Origin of the sequence: Streptomyces griseofuscus, assembly GCF_014673495.1 — a bacterium.
In the GTDB taxonomy this organism is placed as follows: Bacteria; Actinomycetota; Actinomycetes; order Streptomycetales; family Streptomycetaceae; genus Streptomyces; species Streptomyces murinus.
Window position 1 is genome coordinate 4,593,759 of the sequence record NZ_CP051006.1, and the last position, 17,939, is coordinate 4,611,697.

Annotated in this window: 19 protein-coding genes; 4 read left to right on the forward strand and 15 right to left on the reverse strand. The window is 72.8% G+C overall.

Annotation, left to right across the window (positions count from 1 at the left end):
- Positions 1-2: 2 nt before the first annotated feature.
- Positions 3-869 (reverse strand): SCO4651 family lipoprotein, encoded by an 867-nt coding sequence (locus HEP81_RS20470; protein ID WP_037653471.1) that lies wholly within the window; start codon positions 867-869, stop codon positions 3-5.
- A gap of 114 nt (positions 870-983) precedes the next feature.
- Here HEP81_RS20470 and HEP81_RS20475 point away from each other — a divergent pair, with 114 nt between their 5' ends.
- On the forward strand, positions 984-1,142 hold the full coding sequence (locus HEP81_RS20475; RefSeq protein WP_164932560.1) for a hypothetical protein: 159 nt from the start codon (positions 984-986) through the stop codon (positions 1,140-1,142).
- On the opposite strand, the gene HEP81_RS20480 is transcribed toward HEP81_RS20475, so the two are convergent.
- The 14 genes from HEP81_RS20480 to HEP81_RS20545 all read right to left on the reverse strand — a co-directional run bounded on the left by HEP81_RS20480 (position 1,139) and on the right by HEP81_RS20545 (position 15,307).
- Positions 1,139-1,558, reverse strand: coding sequence for an NUDIX hydrolase (locus tag HEP81_RS20480; protein WP_037653470.1), 420 nt, complete (start codon positions 1,556-1,558; stop codon positions 1,139-1,141). The genes HEP81_RS20475 and HEP81_RS20480 overlap by 4 nt on opposite strands.
- Positions 1,555-2,592 carry a CHAD domain-containing protein gene (locus HEP81_RS20485; RefSeq protein WP_037653469.1) on the reverse strand — a complete coding sequence of 346 codons (1,038 nt, stop codon included), beginning with the start codon at positions 2,590-2,592 and terminating at the stop codon, positions 1,555-1,557. Before HEP81_RS20485 ends, HEP81_RS20480 begins: the two co-directional genes overlap by 4 nt.
- On the reverse strand, positions 2,573-4,927 hold the full coding sequence (locus HEP81_RS20490) for an RNA degradosome polyphosphate kinase (protein ID WP_172636917.1): 2,355 nt from the start codon (positions 4,925-4,927) through the stop codon (positions 2,573-2,575). Before HEP81_RS20490 ends, HEP81_RS20485 begins: the two co-directional genes overlap by 20 nt.
- A 256-nt stretch (positions 4,928-5,183) precedes the next feature.
- Positions 5,184-6,173: a hypothetical protein gene (locus tag HEP81_RS20495; RefSeq protein WP_037653467.1), complete on the reverse strand. Its 990-nt coding sequence runs from the start codon at positions 6,171-6,173 to the stop codon at positions 5,184-5,186.
- Complete coding sequence (locus HEP81_RS20500) at positions 6,170-7,042, reverse strand: ABC transporter ATP-binding protein (protein WP_037653466.1); 873 nt, start codon at positions 7,040-7,042, stop codon at positions 6,170-6,172. The genes HEP81_RS20495 and HEP81_RS20500 overlap by 4 nt, the downstream gene beginning before the upstream one ends.
- On the reverse strand, positions 7,039-7,425 hold the full coding sequence (locus HEP81_RS20505; protein WP_037653464.1) for a GntR family transcriptional regulator: 387 nt from the start codon (positions 7,423-7,425) through the stop codon (positions 7,039-7,041). Before HEP81_RS20505 ends, HEP81_RS20500 begins: the two co-directional genes overlap by 4 nt.
- 101 nt (positions 7,426-7,526) lie before the next feature.
- Positions 7,527-8,453, reverse strand: a complete 927-nt coding sequence (gene mshD, locus HEP81_RS20510; protein WP_037653463.1) for a mycothiol synthase — start codon at positions 8,451-8,453, stop codon at positions 7,527-7,529.
- 124 nt (positions 8,454-8,577) lie between these two features.
- The gene (locus tag HEP81_RS20515) at positions 8,578-9,408 is read right to left on the reverse strand and encodes a serine hydrolase domain-containing protein (RefSeq protein WP_037653462.1); all 831 of its coding nucleotides are present in this window, start codon (positions 9,406-9,408) and stop codon (positions 8,578-8,580) included.
- Positions 9,409-9,448: 40 nt separating this feature from the next.
- Complete coding sequence (locus HEP81_RS20520; RefSeq protein WP_037653460.1) at positions 9,449-10,930, reverse strand: sensor histidine kinase; 1,482 nt, start codon at positions 10,928-10,930, stop codon at positions 9,449-9,451.
- A complete protein-coding gene (locus tag HEP81_RS20525) occupies positions 10,927-11,661 on the reverse strand; it encodes a response regulator transcription factor (RefSeq protein WP_037653459.1) in 735 nt (244 codons plus the stop codon). The genes HEP81_RS20520 and HEP81_RS20525 overlap by 4 nt, the downstream gene beginning before the upstream one ends.
- Positions 11,662-11,814: 153 nt before the next feature.
- Positions 11,815-12,063: a hypothetical protein gene (locus tag HEP81_RS20530; protein ID WP_037653458.1), complete on the reverse strand. Its 249-nt coding sequence runs from the start codon at positions 12,061-12,063 to the stop codon at positions 11,815-11,817.
- Positions 12,064-12,148: 85 nt separating this feature from the next.
- On the reverse strand, positions 12,149-13,198 hold the full coding sequence (locus tag HEP81_RS20535; RefSeq protein ID WP_037653457.1) for a S1C family serine protease: 1,050 nt from the start codon (positions 13,196-13,198) through the stop codon (positions 12,149-12,151).
- 154 nt (positions 13,199-13,352) lie between these two features.
- Positions 13,353-14,378, reverse strand: a complete 1,026-nt coding sequence (locus HEP81_RS20540) for a LacI family DNA-binding transcriptional regulator (protein WP_078967239.1) — start codon at positions 14,376-14,378, stop codon at positions 13,353-13,355.
- Between the two features lie 149 nt (positions 14,379-14,527).
- A complete protein-coding gene (locus HEP81_RS20545) occupies positions 14,528-15,307 on the reverse strand; it encodes a response regulator transcription factor (RefSeq protein WP_037653454.1) in 780 nt (259 codons plus the stop codon).
- Positions 15,308-15,486: 179 nt separating this feature from the next.
- On the opposite strand from HEP81_RS20545, the gene HEP81_RS20550 reads away from it, so the two are divergent.
- From HEP81_RS20550 to HEP81_RS20560, 3 genes are read left to right on the forward strand one after another with little or no spacing between them, the layout of a single operon-like run.
- On the forward strand, positions 15,487-16,311 hold the full coding sequence (locus HEP81_RS20550) for an alpha/beta hydrolase family protein (protein WP_106979870.1): 825 nt from the start codon (positions 15,487-15,489) through the stop codon (positions 16,309-16,311).
- A 51-nt stretch (positions 16,312-16,362) separates the two neighbouring features.
- On the forward strand, positions 16,363-16,617 hold the full coding sequence (locus HEP81_RS20555; protein WP_037653452.1) for a MoaD/ThiS family protein: 255 nt from the start codon (positions 16,363-16,365) through the stop codon (positions 16,615-16,617).
- 4 nt (positions 16,618-16,621) lie between these two features.
- The gene (locus HEP81_RS20560; RefSeq protein ID WP_037653451.1) at positions 16,622-17,890 is read left to right on the forward strand and encodes a hypothetical protein; all 1,269 of its coding nucleotides are present in this window, start codon (positions 16,622-16,624) and stop codon (positions 17,888-17,890) included.
- Positions 17,891-17,939: the final 49 nt, after the last annotated feature.

A 17,939-nucleotide genomic window follows, 5' to 3' on the forward strand; every position in this document is an offset into this window, starting at 1 on the left:
TCTCAGGCACCGTCGGTCCCCGCGTCCTCCGCGATACGGCCGGCGTAGATGTCCCTCTCGTGCGGCAGTGCGACGACGGCGGGGGCGCCGAAGTCGTACAGCAGTGTCGTCGAGGTGACCGCGACGGGCGTCTTCTGCCGGCCGTTGACGAAGCTGAAGCGCTGACGCAGCTTGCGCAGACGGCCCTGGTCGTCCAGATAGGCGTCGAAGGGCACCTGTTCCGTGGCGAACCCTTTCGCCGCGGCTGCCAGGGATTTCCGCACGTCCGCGGGCGCGTACCGGGCCGCGCGGGCGAGGTCGGCGGTGCCCCGGTAGTGCCGTACCGGCACGCCGGCCAGCTCGGTACGGCCGACATAGCTCGCCCGCCGGGTGCCGCGCAGCACCTCGGCGGCGGTGTAAGGGTCGGTGACGCCACCGGTGACCAGATTGCCGTCGGAGAGCGTGGCCGTCTCCACCCGCACCCATTTGTCGGTGGGCACCCCGGCCCCCCGGTTCTTCATGAACAGGGCGCCGGGCGCGAGGAGTTCGGTGAGCGGGCGGTGCTCCTCGGCGCCCGCCGGGTCCTCGGGCAGTACGACGGTGAGCCGGCCGAGCCGGTGCACGTAGTCGTAGACCCCCTTGCCGCGGATGGTGACCCGGGTGCCGCCCGTGGCCATCTCCATGGCGGTGCCTGCCTTGGAGCTGCCCGCGTCGGTCAGCGCCGCGGCGGCGCCGGTCAGCAGGGTGATCGGATCGCCCGCGCCGCTGCTGACGTCCTCGGCGGGGAGCCCGAGGTCCGAGCAGCCGCCCACGCCCGTGCCCAGCGCGAGCGTGAGGCCCAGCGCGCCGGCCGTTCTGACCGTGCGCCGTCTGTACTGCCGCCGTTCCATCGCCCTGCCTTCCCCCAGCCGGTACGTCCGTTACGGCCCCCCTGTCGTCCGGTTAACGACGAGTAGGGGACTGCCGTCACGCTCTGCCCTTGGCTTCTCGGTACGGTGGACGGCGTGGCGGAGCAGGACGCGCGGGACCCGGACCATCTGACGACGACGACCGAACAGGGCCGCTTCTGCGTGGCCCACTGCACCTGCGGCTGGCGCGGCCCGGCCCGCAGGGCACGCAGCCAGGCGAGAACGGACGCGACCCGGCACGAGAGCGGCTGCTAGCGCGGAACCCTCGCGATCGCCGCAAGTGCCGGTGGGATCAGGTCTCTGTCGTGGGGATACGTCAGGCGCTCGCGGGCCTCGGCCGGGGGGAGCCAGAGGAGGGTGGTGACCTCGGCGTTGGGGGTGAAGGAGCCGCCCGTCGACTCGGCCGCCCAGTACGTGACCTCCTTCGGGCGGCCCGCGTGGTCGAGGTAGCGGGCGGTCGGCAGGGCGGTGCCGAGACGGCAGGTGTGGCCCGTCTCCTCCTCGACCTCGCGCAGCGCGGCCGCCTCGGCGCTCTCGCCCCGCTTCAGCTTCCCCTTGGGCCAGGACCAGTCGGACCACTTGGGGCGGTAGACCAGGGCCAGTTCGACGGCCCCGGCGGGGGAGCGGCGCCACAGGACGCAGCCCGCGGCCCGTACCGGGGTGCCGGTCATACCGTCTCCACCGCCTCTCGCTGCCAGGCGCGCTGGAAGGCGAACCGGGCCGCCTCCACCTCATGGCGCTGGTCCGCGTGCAGGACGCCGAGGGCGTAGGCCGTGGCGGGAGCGATCCGGGGGGTGCGGGCGGCCTGGGCCGCGGCGGCGGCCGCCTCGGAGGCGTCGCGGTGCCGGTTCAGGGCCTGGCCCGCCGCCAGCAGCCGTACGTCCACGGGGGTCTGGGCGTCCAGCACCTCGCGCGCGTAGCGGTGCAGACGCAGCAGCAGCCGTACCTGGTGCCAGGGGCCGTCCTGGGGGTGCGGGGACGGATCCGCGGACAGGCCGTGGATCAGGGCCTCCGCGTTGTACGGGTGGCCCGCGGTGAGCAGCGGCAGCGCGGCGATGGCGTCGGTGAGCCGCTCGCGGGCGGCGCCGGCCAGCGGGCGCAGGTCGGTGGTGGTGGCGGTGGGGGTGAGGGGCACCTCGCTGGCGAGTACGGCGACCTTGTCGGCGACGGCGTGGAAGCGGCTGGAGCCGAGCGCCTGGAGGGCGGTGGAGTGGGCGCGGGTCCGGGCGAGGGTGAGCTGGCGGTCGAGCAGGGCGCCCGCCTTCGCCGCGCCCACCGTCAGATTGCCGCGCTCCGGCGGGGCGGCCGCGGGGCCGCCGGACACCCTCACCTGCTCGGGGAAGGCCGCCGCCCCCGACAGCCGGTGCAGCGCCTGCAACAGCCGCTCCAACCGGGCCTCGTACGCGTGCTCAAGGGCCAAGGTGCCCGAGAGCCATGCCAGTTCGGGCCGCATCGACTCCGACCAGGCGGGGTCGAGCAGCGGGCGGTAGGTGTGCAGGCTGCCGCTGATGCGCCGGGCCGAGCGGCGCAGGGCGCGGGCCGCGTCGACGGATTCCTCGCCGGAGCCCGTGGCGCCCCCGGTCTCCCGGTGCAGGCGCAGGGCGCGCAGGAACTCCGTGGCGTGGGTGCGCAGATAGCCCGCGAGGGCGTCCCCCGTCACCACCTCGGCCGTGGGGCCCGTCGGGTCAAGGTGTTGCTGTGCCACGCCGGCGCCTCCGGGCGTCTATGAGCATCTCCTGGATGTTGCGCAGGGGTTGGCCGTCCGCGTCGGTCGCGTGCCGGGTCCACTCGCCGTCCGGGCCGAGGTGCCAGGACGCGGTGGTGTCGGACATGCCGGTGTCCAGCAGCCGGTTGATGGCCGCGCGGTGGCCGGGGTCGACGACCCGCACCAGGGCCTCGATCCGCCGGTCGAGGTTGCGGTGCATCATGTCGGCGCTGCCGATCCACACCTCGGGCTCGCCGCCGTTGCCGAAGGCGAACACCCGGGAGTGCTCCAGGAAGCGGCCGAGGATCGAGCGGACCCGGATGTTCTCCGAGAGCCCGGGGACGCCGGGCCGGATCGCGCAGATGCCGCGGACCCAGACGTCCACCGGCACGCCCGCCTGGGCGGCCCGGTAGAGGGCGTCGATGACGGCCTCGTCGACCATGGAGTTGACCTTGATGCGGATGAACGCCGGGCGGCCCGCGCGATGGTGCTGGATCTCCTTTGTGATCCGCGTTATCAGGCCGTCCCGCAGGGACTTGGGGGCGACCAGCAGCCGGCGGTAGGTCTCCCGGCGGGAGTAGCCGGACAGCCGGTTGAACAGGTCGGAGAGGTCGGCGCCGACCTGCGGGTCGGCGGTGAGCAGGCCGAGGTCCTCGTACAGCCGGGCGGTCTTCGGGTGGTAGTTGCCGGTGCCGACGTGGCTGTAGCGGCGCAGGGTCTCGCCCTCCTGGCGGACCACCAGGGACAGCTTGCAGTGGGTCTTCAGACCGACCAGTCCGTAGACGACGTGGCAGCCGGCCTCCTCCAGCTTCTTCGCCCACTTGATGTTGGCGTGCTCGTCGAAGCGGGCCTTGATCTCCACCAGCACCAGGACCTGCTTGCCGGACTCGGCGGCGTCTATGAGCGCGTCCACGATCGGGGAGTCGCCGGAGGTGCGGTACAGGGTCTGCTTGATCGCGAGGACGTCCGGGTCCTCGGCGGCCTGCTGGAGGAAGGCCTGCACGGAGGTGGAGAAGCTGTCGTAGGGGTGGTGCAGCAGTACGTCCCGCTGGCGCAGCGCCGCGAAGATGTCGGGCGCCGAGGCCGACTCGACCTCGGCGAGGTCGCGGTGGGTGCCGGCGATGAACTTGCGGTACTTCAGCTCAGGCCGGTCCAGGCCGTGGATGCGGAACAGACCGGTGAGGTCGAGCGGGCCGGGCAGCGGGTAGACCTCGGCCTCGGAGACCTTCAGCTCGCGCACCAGCAGGTCGAGCACCTCGCGGTCGATGGACTCCTCGACCTCCAGGCGCACCGGCGGCCCGAAGCGGCGCCGCATGAGTTCCTTCTCCAGGGCCTGGAGCAGGTTCTCGGCGTCGTCCTCCTCGACCTCCAGGTCCTCGTTGCGGGTGAGCCGGAAGGCGTGGTGCTCCAGCACCTCCATGCCCGGGAACAGCTCTTCGAGGTGCGCGGCGATGACGTCCTCGACGGGGACGTACCGGCCGGGGCTGGACTCCAGGAAGCGGGAGAGCAGCGGCGGCACCTTCACCCGCGCGAAGTGCTTGTGGCCGCTGACCGGGTTGCGTACGACGACGGCCAGGTTCAGGGACAGGCCGGAGATGTACGGGAAGGGGTGCGCGGGGTCGACGGCGAGCGGGGTGAGGACCGGGAAGATCTGGTGCCGGAACAGCGTGAACAGGCGGGCCTGCTCCTTGTCCGTCAGCTCGCTCCAGCGCACCAGGTGGATGCCCTCCTCCGCGAGCGCGGGGGCGACGTCCTCGTGGTAGCAGGCGGCGTGCCGGGCCATCAGCTCGCGCGAGCGGCCCCAGATCATCTCCAGGACCTCACGTGGCTGGAGCCCGGAGGCGGACCGGGTGGCCACGCCGGTGGCGATGCGGCGCTTGAGTCCGGCGACCCGGACCATGAAGAACTCGTCCAGGTTGCTGGCGAAGATCGCGAGGAAGTTGGCGCGCTCCAGCAGGGGGGTGTTCGGGTCCTCGGCCAGTTCCAGGACGCGTTCGTTGAAGGCGAGCCAGCTGCGCTCCCGGTCGAGGAAGCGGCCCTGGGGCAGCGGGGCGCCGTCGGCCTGGGACTCCTCGTAGGCGTCGAGATCCGCGTCGAGGTCGGGTTCCAGGTCGGAGACCGCGGAGGTCACCGTGTGCGGCCGGTGCGCCGCGATGGAGCCCACGGGGGGCTGCGGGTGCTGTGCCTCTGCCTGGGTGTCTTGCTGGCTCATGAACCCATTCTTCCGCGCGACCGGTGCGACAGGCGCGTCGGAACGTGCGGGCGGGAGCGTCACGGTCCCGTTCCCCGCGGGCCCCTCGGGGGGCGGCGAAGGTTCTGGCACGACGGGTTTCATTGGCCGAGCGTCGCAAGCCCGTCTGAATCGATGGTTACGGGGACATGACGTGCGGGATAGCGCGGGGCGGCTCCCGGGGGTCCGGGGCGCGAAAGCGACGGATTCCGCAGCGGCCCGGACGCGGTCGTACAAGGTCGTACAGGTACGAAAGCCGGGGTGCTCGTACGGGTACGAAAGCCCGGGTGCGGGACCGTACGGCAGCGTACGGTCCCGCACCCGGGCGGAGAAGGGCCGGACGGCCCGTGCCGGGGAGGGCTCAGGGCCGCGCGGCGCGCAGCGTCCCGGTCTGCCGGCGCAGGACCAGGAAGCAGCCGGTGACCAGCAGCGCGGCGACGGCCAGGGTCAGCGCGGTCGTGGTGAGCTGGAGTCCCCAGAGGTGGGACTGCGGCTGGTAGGTGTTGTAGCGGCCGGTGAAGCGGTCGAACGCCGCCGCGCAGGACGCGACGGAGTCGCACGTCGGGGGCGGCACATGGGCGCCGGATGCGGTCACCATGCCCTGGTCGACCACCATGCCCTTGCCGAGGAAGCCCTGGTCGACGGTGCTCAGCCGGGTCACCGCGGGCCACAGGTGCGGCATCGCCAGCTCGGTCAGCCAGCGCACCACGCCCACCGCCACCAGGCCGACCGCCAGCGCGGGCAGCGTCCGGCGCAGCAGCAGGCCCGCCAGGGCGCCTGCGGCGAGCCCGGCGAGGGCCATGGCCGCGAGGGTGGGGCCGCCCGCGTGGAAGGTGAAGCGGTCGTACCACTCCTTGGCGCTCTCGATCCGGCCCTGGCTCGCGGTCCAGGCGCGGTGGTGCAGCCAGGCCAGCAGTCCGGTGCAGACGGTGACGCCGAGCGCCGGGACGGCGAGGCGCACGGCCAGCCAGTGGGCCGGGGAGGTGGCCTGGGTCCAGGCGAGCCGGGCGGTGCCGGACTCCAGCTCCCGGCCGGTCAGCGCGGCGCCCGCCCAGGCGGCCAGCACGAAGGGCAGCACGTTCAGGGCGATGGTGGCGTAGTTGTAGTAGTCCTTGTAGCGCAGGATCGCGTTCTGGTCGTAGCTGCACCGCTCGCTCGTGGTGCAGCTCTCGTACTGCCGCCAGGCGTCCGCCGCCGCGTTCAGGAGCGGGCCGTCGAGGGCGAGCAGCAGGGTGACCAGGGCGAGCCAGAGCACGGCCCAGGTGTAGATCGCGGGCCGGTGCAGGCGCAGCAGCCAGCGGGTCTGCCGGGGCCGGTCGACGGGCGCGGCCGTCAGGGTCAGGGCGCTCACGCGGCACGCTCCTCGGTCGGGTTCGGTGCGCCGGCGTCCCGCAGATGGGCGAGGACCAGCTCTTCCAGGGAGGGCGCGGCGGTGCGCCAGTCGTCGGTGAGCGGTCCGGCCGGGCGGATCAGCGCGGTGAGCTGGCGGCCGGTGACACGGGACTCGATCACGGTGTGCGGGGCGAGGTCGGCGCTCGCGGCGCCGCTGACGCGCAGATGGGCGCCGAGCAGCTCGTCGATCTCGCCGGCCAGCCGGACCTGGCCGCCCGCGACCAGCAGCAGATGGTCGCAGGAGTCCTCCAGCTCCGCGATGACGTGCGAGGACAGCACGATCGTGGTGCCGTGCATCGCGGCCTGGCCCATCAGCGTGCCCATCAGCTCGTGCCGGGCCAGCGGGTCCAGGTCGGCCATCGGCTCGTCCAGGAGCAGCAGCTCGGGCCGCTTGCCGAGGGCGAGGGCGAGCGCGACACGGGTGCGCTGGCCGCCGGAGAGGGTGCGGACCCGGGCGGTCGCGTCCAGCTCCTTGACGATGTGCCCGGCCAGCTCCGCGTCCCAGCGCCCGGGGTTGAGGTCGGCGCCCATGCGCAGCGTCTCCGCGACGGTGAGCTGCGGATACAGCGGCTTGTCCTGGGCGACGTAGCCGACCCGGGGCCTGGCCTGCGCGGCGGTGGTGCCGAGGACGGTGAGGGCGCCCGCGGTGGGGCCCGTCAGTCCGGCGGCGAGGGCCAGCAGGGTGGACTTGCCCGCCCCGTTGGGGCCCACGACGGCGCACACGCGCCCGGTCGGCAGGTTGAACGCGCAGTCCCGCAGGGCCCAGCGGCCCCGGCGGCCGAACCGCTTGCCCAGAGCGTCGGCCCGCAGGGCCGTGTCGCTGCTCATGACGGATCTCCCTGGAAGTGCTTGTCGAGTACGGCGGTGAAGAGCGCGGCCACGTCCTCCCGCTCCAGGCCGGCCGCGTCGGCGCGGCGGGCCCAGTCCTCCAGCTCGGTGCGGAGCGGGGAGTCGGCGGGGGCGGCGCCCAGTGCCCGGCGCACGAAGGTGCCGAGTCCACGCCGTGCCTCGACCAGGCCCTCCCGCTCCAGTTCGCGGTAGGCCTTGAGGACGGTGTTGGGGTTGATGGCGGTGGCCTCGACGACCTCGCGGGCGGTGGGCAGCCGGTCGCCGGGGCGCAGCAGGCCCAGGCGCAGGGCCTGTTTGGTCTGCTGGACGATCTGGACGTACGTGGCGACACCGCTGTGCCGGTCGATGCGATATTCGACCACGCGTTGCACCACCCTTTCACTAATTGAGTAGTGAAAGGGTGGTGCAAAGAAGGGGCGGCCGTCAAGGTGACCGCCCCTTAAGGGTCCTTACGGGCCTTATGTCACGTCTCTGTCCGGTACATCAGGTCCGTCTCGTACGTACGGAAGCCCAGCCGCTCGTACACCGAGACCGCGGCCTTGTTGTCGGCGTCGACGTAGAGCATCGCGGTCGGCAGGCCCTGCGCGGCGAGGTGGCGCAGGCCGATGGTGGTGAGCGCCTTGCCGAGGCCGCCGCCCTGCTCGCCGGGGCGGACACCGAGTACATAGACCTCGCCGAGGCCCTCCTCGGCGTGCACCTTGGTCCAGTGGAAGCCGATCAGCTCCCCGCGCCGCTCGGCGAGGAAGAACCCGGCCGGGTCGAACCACGGCTGGGCCTTGCGGTCGTCCAGGTCGCGCTGGGTCAGCGAGCCCTGCTCGGGGTGGTGGGCGAACGCGCCCGCGTTGACCGCGAGCCACGCGGTGTCGTCCTTGCCGGGCTCGAAGGCGCGCACGCTCACGCCCTCGGGCAGCTGCGGGTCCGGCAGTTCGAGACCGGTCAACTCCCGCCGCATCTGGCGCAGTTCGCGGAACAGGGTGAGGCCGAGCACCTGGGCGAGATGGCGGGCGGCCGGGTGTCCGCCGTGCGCCCACACCCGCAGCCGCTTGCCGGAGGCGGCGAGCAGAGCCGCGCCGAGCGCCCGCCCGTGTCCGTGCCCGCGGAACTCGGGGCCGATGACGAGTTCGGCGGCCGGCGCCTCCACCGGATCGGTGTCCTCCAGCTGGGCGTAGCCGACGAGTTGGCCGTCGACCGACAGCAGCAGATGCGAGACGCCCTCCCGGGCTCCTCCGCGCAGCTGTAGCCGGCCCTGCTCGGACACCGGCTGCTGCCCGTCGACCCGCGCGGCCTCGCCGAGCAGAGTGAGCACGGCCTCGGCCTGGTCCGGGGTGAGCGCGGAATGGGTCTCGATGGAGCGGGCGGGAAAGGCCCGTACGGTGTCGTCGCTGCTCATGCGTACGAGGGTACGGGGCGGTCACGGGCACCGCCGAGAACACCGGCCGGGAGTCGACCGGCGCGGGTGCGCCGGGATGCCGTCGCGGTGTCCTTCACGGTGTCCACGGTGTCCGCGGTGTCCGTCACGCGGGCCGGACGGCGGCCCGCAGGGTGTCAAGGGCCAGCTTGTCCGTCGCGGCGCTCGCACCGGAGAGGCGGTGCACGAGGATCCAGCCCTGCGGTACGGCACCGGCGAAGACGGACGCGCCGCGGGTCGCGCCGTTGTGCCACAGCAGGCGCCCGGCCTTCTGCCACGCGGGCGCGGGCTCGCCGAGCCTGCGGTCGACGAGCAGGCCGGTGACGAGGCTGGCGGCGGCCCGGGGGGTCGCCCACAGCCCGCCGGCGGGCAGGATCGCGCCGGTCATCGTCCAGGGGCGCCGCGGCCGCCCGAACAGCCCCCGGCGGCACAGCCGTACGCCGGCGGGCGGGTCGGCGGTGACATCGGTGACGCCGAGGGGGTCGAGGAGGTGACGGCGCAGGAGTTCCTCGTACGGGGTGCGGGTGGCCGCGACCAGGGCGGCGCCGAGCAGGGCGTAGCCGAGGTTGGAGTACTCCTCGGTGCTGCCCGCGGGCGCCGTGGCCAGCGTGTCGAGGCGTCGTACGACCGAGTCCAGGGCCCGGTCGTCGAAGCCCGCGTACGGGTCGCGCCCGCGGATCCCCTCGGGCAGCCGGGGCAGGCCCGAGGTGTGCTCGGCGAGATGGCGCAGGGTGATCCCGGTCCCGACGGGCGCCGGCAGGAACCGTTCCAGCGGGTCGTCGAGTGCCAGGACCCCGCTGCCGGCCAGGGCGGTCAGCACGGTCGCGGTGAGCGTCTTGGTCAGGGAACCGATCTGCACGAACAGCCCGGGGTCGTGGCCGTGCAGGATCCGGGGCGCCTCGAAGCTGCTGAGTACGCAGGTGGGTACGCGGGACATGGTGATCCTTCGGCGGGACCTTCGGCGGTACCGGACAGGGCTACCCTGCCACCTCGGCCGCCGCCGGTTCCGGAGGGGGGACCGGGGCGCCGGGCAGGCGTACGGTCGCCACCGAGCCGCCGCCCGGTGCCGGGGTCAACGTGACCTCGCCGCCGGACTGTCGGACCGTACGCGCGACGATGGACAGGCCGAGGCCGGAGCCGGGGAGGGCGCGGGCGCCGGGGGAGCGCCAGAAGCGGTCGAAGACATGGGGGAGTTCGTCCTCGGGGACGCCGGGGCCGTGGTCGCGGACGGTGAGGACACCGTCGGTCAGCCGGACCTCGACCGTGCCGCCCTCCGGGCTGAACTTCACCGCGTTGTCCAGGATGTTGACCACCGCGCGCTCCAGCGCCGACGGCTCCCCGACCACGAACCAGGGCTCCAGATCCGCCGTGATCGTCAGCTCCGGGCCGCGCAGCCGGGCCCGGCGCAGCGCCGCCTCCACGGTGTCCTGGAACGGCACCACCTGCACCCGCTCGCCGCGCTGCCCCTCCGAACGCGACAGTTCCTGCAAGTCGCCGATCAGCGAGGCCAGTTCCGTCATCTGCGCCTTCACCGAGTTCAGCAGCGCCTTGCGGTCCTCGGGCGGCAGCGGGCGGCCGGTCTCCTCGCTGCGGGTGAGCAGTTCGATGTTGGTACGCAGCGAGGTCAGCGGGGTGCGCAGCTCATGCCCGGCGTCCGCGATCAGCCGCTGCTGGAGCTCCCGGGAGCCGGCCAGCGAGGCCGTCATGGAGTTGAAGGACCGGGACAGCCGGGCCACCTCGTCCTCGCTGTCGTCCTCCACCGGGATCCGGATGGTCAGATCCTCGGTGCGGGAGACGTGCTCCACGGCCTCCGTGAGCTTGTCCACCGGCCGCAGCCCGGCCCGGGCGACGGCGAGACCCGCGGCACCGGCGCCCAGGACGCCGACACCGGAGACCAGCAGCAGGACCAACGCCAGATCATTGAGGGTCTTCTCGGTGTTCTTCAGGGGTACGGCGATCATCATGGCCGCGCCGGGGTACAGCTGGGGGCCTACGTTCGTGTCGATCACCAGTGGCATGGTGAGCACCCGGACGTCGTTGCCCGCGGTGTCGGTGCCGTTGCGCAGGATGCCATCGCCGTGGATCACGGAGTCGCGGACCACTGTCCGGTCGACGTCGGTGGTCTTCACCGCGCCCGCCGAGTCGCTCGGGACACAGGCCGTGCCGTCCGGCTTGACCAGCTGGCTGTAGACGGTCTCATGGGTGCGCAGGACGCCGTAGGGCGAGGTGTCCGCGGGCTTGTGCGGACACGCCGAGAGCAGGTTGTACACCGTCTCCGCCGCCGGTCGTGGCGCGGTTCTGCGCAGATCGTTGTCGATCTGCTCGTACAACTTCCCCTGCACGATGAACCAGCAGGTCACCGACACCGCCGCCACCGCGAACGCCACCGCCGCCGCGACCAGCACGGCCAGCCTGGCGCGGATCGGGAGCGAGCGGTAGCGCCGTACGACCTTGTTCACTCGGCGCCGCCCTGCCGCAGGACGTAGCCCACGCCCCGCACGGTGTGCACCAGCCGGGGCTCCCCGCCCGCCTCGGTCTTGCGGCGCAGGTACATCACGTACACGTCCAGGGAGTTGGAGGACGGCTCGAAGTCGAAGCCCCAGACCGCCTTGAGGATCTGCTCCCGGGTGAGGACCTGGCGCGGGTGCGCCATGAACATCTCCAGGAGCGTGAACTCGGTGCGGGTCAGCTCGACCTGCCGGCCGCCCCGGGTGACCTCCCGGGTCGCGAGGTCCATGCGCAGATCGCCGAAGGTGAGGGCCTCGTCCGCCTGGGCCGCCGGGGAGACGGCGGCCGCGTAGGAGCTGCGCCGCAGCAGGGCGCGGATCCGGGCGAACAGCTCGTCCAGCTCGAAGGGCTTGACGAGGTAGTCGTCGGCGCCCGCGTCCAGGCCGGTCACCCGGTCGCCGACCGTGTCGCGGGCGGTGAGCATGAGGATCGGGAGGGTGTCCCCGCCGCCGCGGATACGGCGGGCCGCCGTCAGACCGTCCATCCGGGGCATCTGGATGTCCAGGACGACCAGGTCCGGCTGGTACGCCGCGGCCTTCTCCAGCGCGTCCGCGCCGTCGACGGCGACCTCCGTGTCGTACCCCTCGAAGGCGAGGGAGCGCTGGAGCGCCTCGCGTACGGCCGGCTCGTCGTCGACGATCAGGATGCGCTGGGTGTCACGGTCGCCTTCGGCGGGGCTCATGCTCGCGATTCCTTGTGGAGATGGGTCGTGTGGTGAGGGTTGTCCGTGTTCAGGCCGTTCAGGCTGTTCGGGTCGTTCAGGTCGTTCGGGCGTCTTGGTGACGTGCCCTCCAGCCTCCCATGGTGCCGGGCCGGGAGGCACGGATGCCAAGGGTCAGGCCGTCATGGCCGCGAGATTGCGCATCGCGGTCAGCCGGTGCAGCGGCACCTTGTGGCCCCGGCGGTGATGCCGGTCCGCGGAGCTGCGGCGCAGCCCCATCAGCTGGGGGACGAGTGCCGGGACGATCTCCGCGGCACGGGGTTCGGGGGCGGCCGGTGTGTGCAGTCGGCGCGCCACCGCGAGGGCGACGGTGAGGTCGGCCGGGCCGAGGCCCGCTTCCCGGTGGAAAGTCAGCTGGATCATGATGTTCCTCCAGACACCCCGAGTGACGCTGAAAGGCCCTGGTGAGGACCGGGTCAGGACCCGATGGGGCCCTTGGGTTCCGCCCTTAGTTCCGCCCGCCCGACCGCAGCTTGGCCAGGTCGGACTTGACCGTGTTGACGGGGATCGCGAAGCCGAGGCCGATGCTGCCCGCGTCCGAGGACGAGGAGGCCTGCTGGCTCGACGAGTACATCGCGGCGTTGATGCCGATGATGTTGCCGGCCGCGTCGATCAGCGCGCCGCCGGAGTTGCCGGGGTTGAGGGAGGCGTCCGTCTGGATCGCCTTGTACGTGGTGGTGGACGAGCCGGTGTCGCCGTTGAAGTTGCGGCCGCCGAACTGGAACGGCCAGCTTCCGTCGCCGCCCTGGCCCTGCGCCTGGCTCTCGTCGGTGGGCACGGTGACATCCCTGTCGAGCGCCGAGACGATACCGCTGGTGACGGTGCCGGTCAGGCCCTCGGGCGAGCCGATCGCCACGACCGAGTCGCCGACCTGCACCCCGCTGGAGTCGCCGAGGGTCGCCGCCCGCAGCCCCGAGGCGCCCTGGAGCTTGATCAGCGCGAGGTCCTTGGAGCTGTCGGTGCCCACCACGTCGGCGGTGTAGCTGTGCCCGTCGCTGGTGCGCACCTTGACCGACTGGGCGCCCGCGATGACGTGGTTGTTGGTGACGATCTCGCCGTTCGACGAGATGATCACGCCGGAGCCGGTGGAGGAGCCGTTGTCGAGGGTGGCGTTGATCTCCACCACGCTCGGGCTGACCGCGGCCGCGATCGCGGCGACGTCGCCCTTCTTGCCGGCCGGCACCACGGGGGTGCCGGTCCCGGTGGCGGTCACGTCGTTCTTGCCGGCCAGCTCCTGGAAGCCGTACGCGGTGGCGCCGCCGACCGCCGCCGCCACGATCGCGACCGCCGCGAGGAGGGCGACGGAACCCCGGGCCCGCCTGCGCCGCGGCTCCGGCTCCGGCCCGGCGGCCGGCAGGGGCGAGGCGGCCGTCGGCTCGTACGCCGGCGGGGGCGGCCACTCCGGGTTCACGGGAGCGGAGTAGCCGTGACTCTGACTGTAGGGACCCTGCGGGGCGTCGTAGTCGTACTCGCCGCTGCGGCGGAAGCTCTCGGTCATGGAAGTAGCGTCCCCGGCGACCATGAGAGCTTCCTGAGTGCTCGCTGAGAAGCCCGGCAGAACCTCGTTTGCCCGATATAAAGACGTCTCTCGGCGCTCGGCGAGGGCTCTCAGCAACCGTTAAGAAGCGGCTCGTGAGAACCCGACGACGTTGTCAGTGCTCGCACCCGCAGGAGGGGCGCACCACCAGACGGGAGGGGAACGTCTTCAGCCGCTCGCGCCGGGACCCGGCCACCCGCAGCCCGTCGTCCAGCACCAGATCGACCGCGGCCCGCGCCATCGCCGAGCGGTCGGAGGCGACCGTGGTCAGCGGCGGATCGGCGAACGCGGCCTCCTTGATGTCGTCGAAGCCCGCCACGGCCAGCTCCCCCGGCACGTCCAGGCGCAGCTCGCGGGCGGCCCGCAGCACGCCGATCGCCTGGTCGTCGGTGGAGCAGAACATCGCCGGGGGCCGGCGGGGCCCGGACAGGATCTCCAGGGCCGCGCGATAGGCGTCGTACCGGTTGTACGGCGCCTCGAACAGCCGGCCCTCGGTGCTCAGGCCCGCCTCGGCCATGGCCCGCTTCCAGCCCTCGACATGGTCGGAGACCGGGTCGCCGACGGCCGGGGTGTCCGCGGTGCCGCCCATGCAGGCGACGTAGGGGTGGCCGTGCTCCAGCAGATGGCGCACGGCGAGCTGGGCGCCGCCGAGGTCGTCCGTCACCACGGCGACGTCGTCGATGGCCTCGGGCCGCTCGTGCAGCAGCACCACGCGGGCGTCCCAGGCGTCGATCTCGGCGGCGGCCTGGTCGTTCAGCGCGTGGCTGACCAGGATCAGACCGGAGACCCGCATCCCGAGGAAGGCCCGCAGATAGTGGACCTCGCGCTCGGCGATGTAGTCGGTGTTGCCGACCAGCACCATCTTGCCGCGCTCGGAGGCCGCCTGTTCCACAGCGTGCGCCATCTCCCCGAAGAATGGCTGGCGGGCGTCAGGGATGATCAGCCCTATGAGGTCGGTGCGCCGGGACGCCATCGCCTGGGCGACCCGGTCCGGGCGGTACCCCAGCTCCTTGATCGCGGCGAGGACACGCTCGCGCGTGGCCGGGGCGACCGGCCGGGGTCCGTTGTTGATGACATAGCTCACGACGGCGGTGGACGTCCCCGCCAGCCGCGCCACATCATCCCGAGTCACCTTGGCCACGCGCGGAGTCTACGCGGATTGACCCAGTTCGGGCAGGGTGTTCGGCACCCTTGCTGCGGGCGTCCCGCGCCGGTCGGCGACGCTTTCCGCACCGGGGTCGCGCGTTTGCCGCGAGGAAGCGGGGAGAAATCGTCGGAAGGTGTGGAGGATCAAGCGTCCGCGTGGACCTCGGCCTCGACCGGGGCGCCGGATGTGTCCGGCTCGTCCGCCTTGGCCCGGTTCGCCTCGGCCCTGCTCTCCTCCTTGCCCCGGTCGCCCTTCTCCGGGGTAACGAATCGATAACCGACGTTCCGTACGGTGCCGATCAGCGACTCGTGCTCCGGGCCGAGCTTGGCCCGCAGCCGCCGTACGTGCACATCGACGGTCCGGGTGCCGCCGAAGTAGTCGTAGCCCCAGACCTCCTGGAGCAGCTGGGCGCGGGTGAAGACCCGGCCCGGGTGCTGGGCGAGGTACTTCAGCAGCTCGAACTCCTTGAAGGTCAGGTCGAGGACCCGGCCCTTGAGCTTGGCGGAGTACGTCGCCTCGTCCACCGAGAGATCGCCGTTGCGGATCTCCATCGGCGAGTCGTCGTGCGTGAGCTGCTGGCGCCCCATGGCGAGCCGCAGCCGCGCCTCGACCTCGGCCGGGCCCGCGGTGTCGAGGAGCACGTCGTCCACGCCCCAGTCGGCGGTGACGGCGGCGAGGCCGCCCTCGGTGACCACGAGCAGCAGGGGACAGCCGGGACCGGTGGAGCGCAGCAGCTGGCACAGGCTGCGCACCTGCGGCAGGTCGCGGCGGCCGTCGATCAGGATGACGTCGGCGCCGGGCGTGTCGACCAGGGCGGGTCCCTCGGCGGGCGCGACCCGCACATTGTGCAGAAGCAGGCCGAGGGCCGGCAGGACTTCCGTCGACGGCTGGAGGGCGTTGGTCAGGAGCAGCAGAGAACTCATACGTCTGGTTCCTCCTCGGTCCCTGCGAGAACTGTGCGGACGGGCACTGCTCTGCGTTCCCGAAGGCCCGTACACCGGGGGACGCCGAGGGGGTCCCGCTCCGTATACAACGCTTCCGAAAGCACAAAAGGACCCGGTGGCAACGCTGCCCGAGTCCTCTGCCCAGCAGAATAGCCCACATGGGCAATCGCGCGGCAGGACATGTGGCACGTTCCACCGTACGTCCGGATGACGAGACAGGCAGACCAGGCCCTGTCCGGACATACCTGCGCACGGCGGACGGCGTTCCGGTCGAGGTCGTATACGACCGGGGGGCGGCCGTATACGACCCGGACGCCCCGGTGCTGGTGATCGCGCACGGCTTCACGGGGGACGTGGATCGCCCGCATGTGCGAAGGGTGGCGGCCGGGCTGGCCCGTTACGGCGCCGTCGTGACCTTCTCCTTCCGGGGCCACGGACGCTCGGGCGGGCGTTCCACGGTCGGTGACAAGGAGGTCCTCGACCTCGCCGCCGCCCTCGCGTGGGCGCGCGGCTTCGGGCACGCGCGGGTGGCGACCGTCGGCTTCTCCATGGGCGCCTCGGTGGTGCTGCGGCACGCGGCCCTGCACCCGGGCACGGTGGACGCGGTGGCCGCGGTCAGCTCGCCCGCCCGCTGGTACTACCGGGGCACCGCCCCCATGCGCCGGCTGCACTGGCTGGTCACCCGCCCCGAGGGCCGCCTGGTCGGCCGCTACGGTCTGCGCACCCGTATCCACCACCGCGACTGGGACCCCATACCGCTCTCTCCCGTCGAGGCGGTCCCCCTGATCGCCCCGACGCCCCTGCTGATCGTGCACGGCGACCGCGACGGCTACTTCCCGCTCGACCACCCGCGAATGCTCGCCGACGCCTCCGGCGGCCACGCCGAACTGTGGCTGGAGCCGGGCATGGGGCATGCGGAGCACGCCGCGGACGACGCCCTGGTGGACCGCATCGGGGACTGGGCCGCCCGCCGGTCCGGCTAGCCTGGCTCCCGTTACTTACTGACTTTTACCAGCCGTCGATTGAGGAACCAGATGCCCAAGGTCACGGTGCGCTACTGGGCCGCCGCCAAGGCCGCGGCCGGGGTCGCCGAGGAGCCGTACGACGCGGCCACCCTCGCCGACGCGCTCACCGCCGTGCGCGCCCGGCACCCCGGTGAACTCACCCGCGTGCTCCAGCGCTGCTCCTATCTGATCGACGGCGACCCCGTCGGCACGCGCGCGCATGAGACGGTACGGCTGGCCGAGGGCGGCACGGTCGAGGTGCTCCCGCCGTTCGCAGGAGGGTGAGTCGATGACCGACCAGCCGTATCAGGGCGGCCCGTACGAGGGCTACGACCCGTACCAGCAGCAGCCCGCGCCGCCGCAGGACTGGCAGGGCACCGCACCGCAGGGTGCCCAGGGGGGCTACGACCCGCAGTCCACCCAGACCTGGCAGGGCCAGACCTGGGAGACCCAGACCCACGCACCGGTCCAGGCGGCGGAGGCGACGGCGTACATGCCGCCGGTGACGGGGTATCCGCAGCAGGGGTATCAGCAGGGCGAGGGTTTCGCGGGGACGCAGGTTCAGCCGCACTATCAGCAGGCCGGGCAGCCTCAGCCTCAGCACCAGTACCAGCAGGCGGCCCACCCCGGCCCCCAGCCGATGGCCCAGCCGCACCCGCACCCGCAGTCGGCGACGCCGATGCCGCAGCCGTACCCGACGGCTGCCCCCGCGCCCGAGTCCGCCGTGGGGGACCGCACCGCCGAGGAACCCTCCGGTGACGAGCCCTCCTACGGCCCCGCGACGCTCGCCGGCAACTCCCGGATCACCGACGCGCAGCGGGCCCGCCTGGAAGGCCGTTCGCCGATCATCGAGCCCGGGATGCAGCCGGCGCTGCTCACCGCGCTGCTCGGCCTGCTGCTGGCCGCGGCGGCGGGCCTCGGCTCGTACGCCCTGGCCGTCCCGCTGGTGCTGCTCCAGGCGGTGACCGCGGCGGGCTGGTTCCGGCTGAACGGCATGTGGCCGGCCCGGCAGGGCATCGCGCTGGCGTTCCTGGGCGGACTCGCGGCCGACGTGGCGGTACTGGCCGCGGGCCGCGGCAACGCGCCCGCCGCGATCCTGGGCACCCTCGGCGTCTGGGTCCTGCTCTCCCTGGTCCTCCAGCTCCGCTCGCACGCCTCGCCGGACGAGCGGATGTACGGCCTGATGGCGACGGTCGCCTCCGCGGCCCTGGCGATCCTGGCCACCGGCTACCTGGGCGCCGACCCGCACGCGGTCTCGGTGGGCGCGGCCGCGGTGGCGGTCGCCTCACTGGCGCGTGCGCTGCCGCTGCCGACCCCGGCGTCGGTCGTGGTCGCGCTGCTGGCCGCGGCGGGCGCGGGCATCGCGGTGGGCGGCATGACCGGCCTCGGCACACAGGGCGCCCTGCTCGGTGCCCTGGCCGGCGCGTGCGCCCTGGTCGGCCACCGGGTCGCCGGCTACGACTACCCCTCCCGCTTCGTCCACTTCACCGCGGGCGTCGCCCTGCCGCTGTCCGCGGCGGCACCGGTGGTGTGGGCGCTGGGACGGGTGCTGGGTTAGGCGTTCGGAAGCCCGTCTTTCACGCGAGCATGAAAGGCGCTCCAAACAC

Excerpts from the sequence above, each read along its gene's own strand:
- HEP81_RS20470 (WP_037653471.1), bottom strand. The coding sequence starts at position 869 with ATGGAACGGCGGCAGTACAGACGGCGCACGGTCAGAACGGCCGGCGCG.
- HEP81_RS20480 (WP_037653470.1), bottom strand. The coding sequence starts at position 1,558 with ATGACCGGCACCCCGGTACGGGCCGCGGGCTGCGTCCTGTGGCGCCGC.
- HEP81_RS20490 (WP_172636917.1), bottom strand. The coding sequence starts at position 4,927 with ATGAAACCCGTCGTGCCAGAACCTTCGCCGCCCCCCGAGGGGCCCGCG.
- HEP81_RS20500 (WP_037653466.1), bottom strand. The coding sequence starts at position 7,042 with ATGAGCAGCGACACGGCCCTGCGGGCCGACGCTCTGGGCAAGCGGTTC.
- mshD (WP_037653463.1), bottom strand. The coding sequence starts at position 8,453 with ATGAGCAGCGACGACACCGTACGGGCCTTTCCCGCCCGCTCCATCGAG.
- HEP81_RS20515 (WP_037653462.1), bottom strand. The coding sequence starts at position 9,408 with ATGTCCCGCGTACCCACCTGCGTACTCAGCAGCTTCGAGGCGCCCCGG.
- HEP81_RS20525 (WP_037653459.1), bottom strand. The coding sequence starts at position 11,661 with ATGAGCCCCGCCGAAGGCGACCGTGACACCCAGCGCATCCTGATCGTC.
- HEP81_RS20530 (WP_037653458.1), bottom strand. The coding sequence starts at position 12,063 with ATGATCCAGCTGACTTTCCACCGGGAAGCGGGCCTCGGCCCGGCCGAC.
- HEP81_RS20535 (WP_037653457.1), bottom strand. The coding sequence starts at position 13,198 with ATGACCGAGAGCTTCCGCCGCAGCGGCGAGTACGACTACGACGCCCCG.
- HEP81_RS20545 (WP_037653454.1), bottom strand. The coding sequence starts at position 15,307 with ATGAGTTCTCTGCTGCTCCTGACCAACGCCCTCCAGCCGTCGACGGAA.
- HEP81_RS20550 (WP_106979870.1), top strand. The coding sequence starts at position 15,487 with ATGGGCAATCGCGCGGCAGGACATGTGGCACGTTCCACCGTACGTCCG.
- HEP81_RS20555 (WP_037653452.1), top strand. The coding sequence starts at position 16,363 with ATGCCCAAGGTCACGGTGCGCTACTGGGCCGCCGCCAAGGCCGCGGCC.
- HEP81_RS20560 (WP_037653451.1), top strand. The coding sequence starts at position 16,622 with ATGACCGACCAGCCGTATCAGGGCGGCCCGTACGAGGGCTACGACCCG.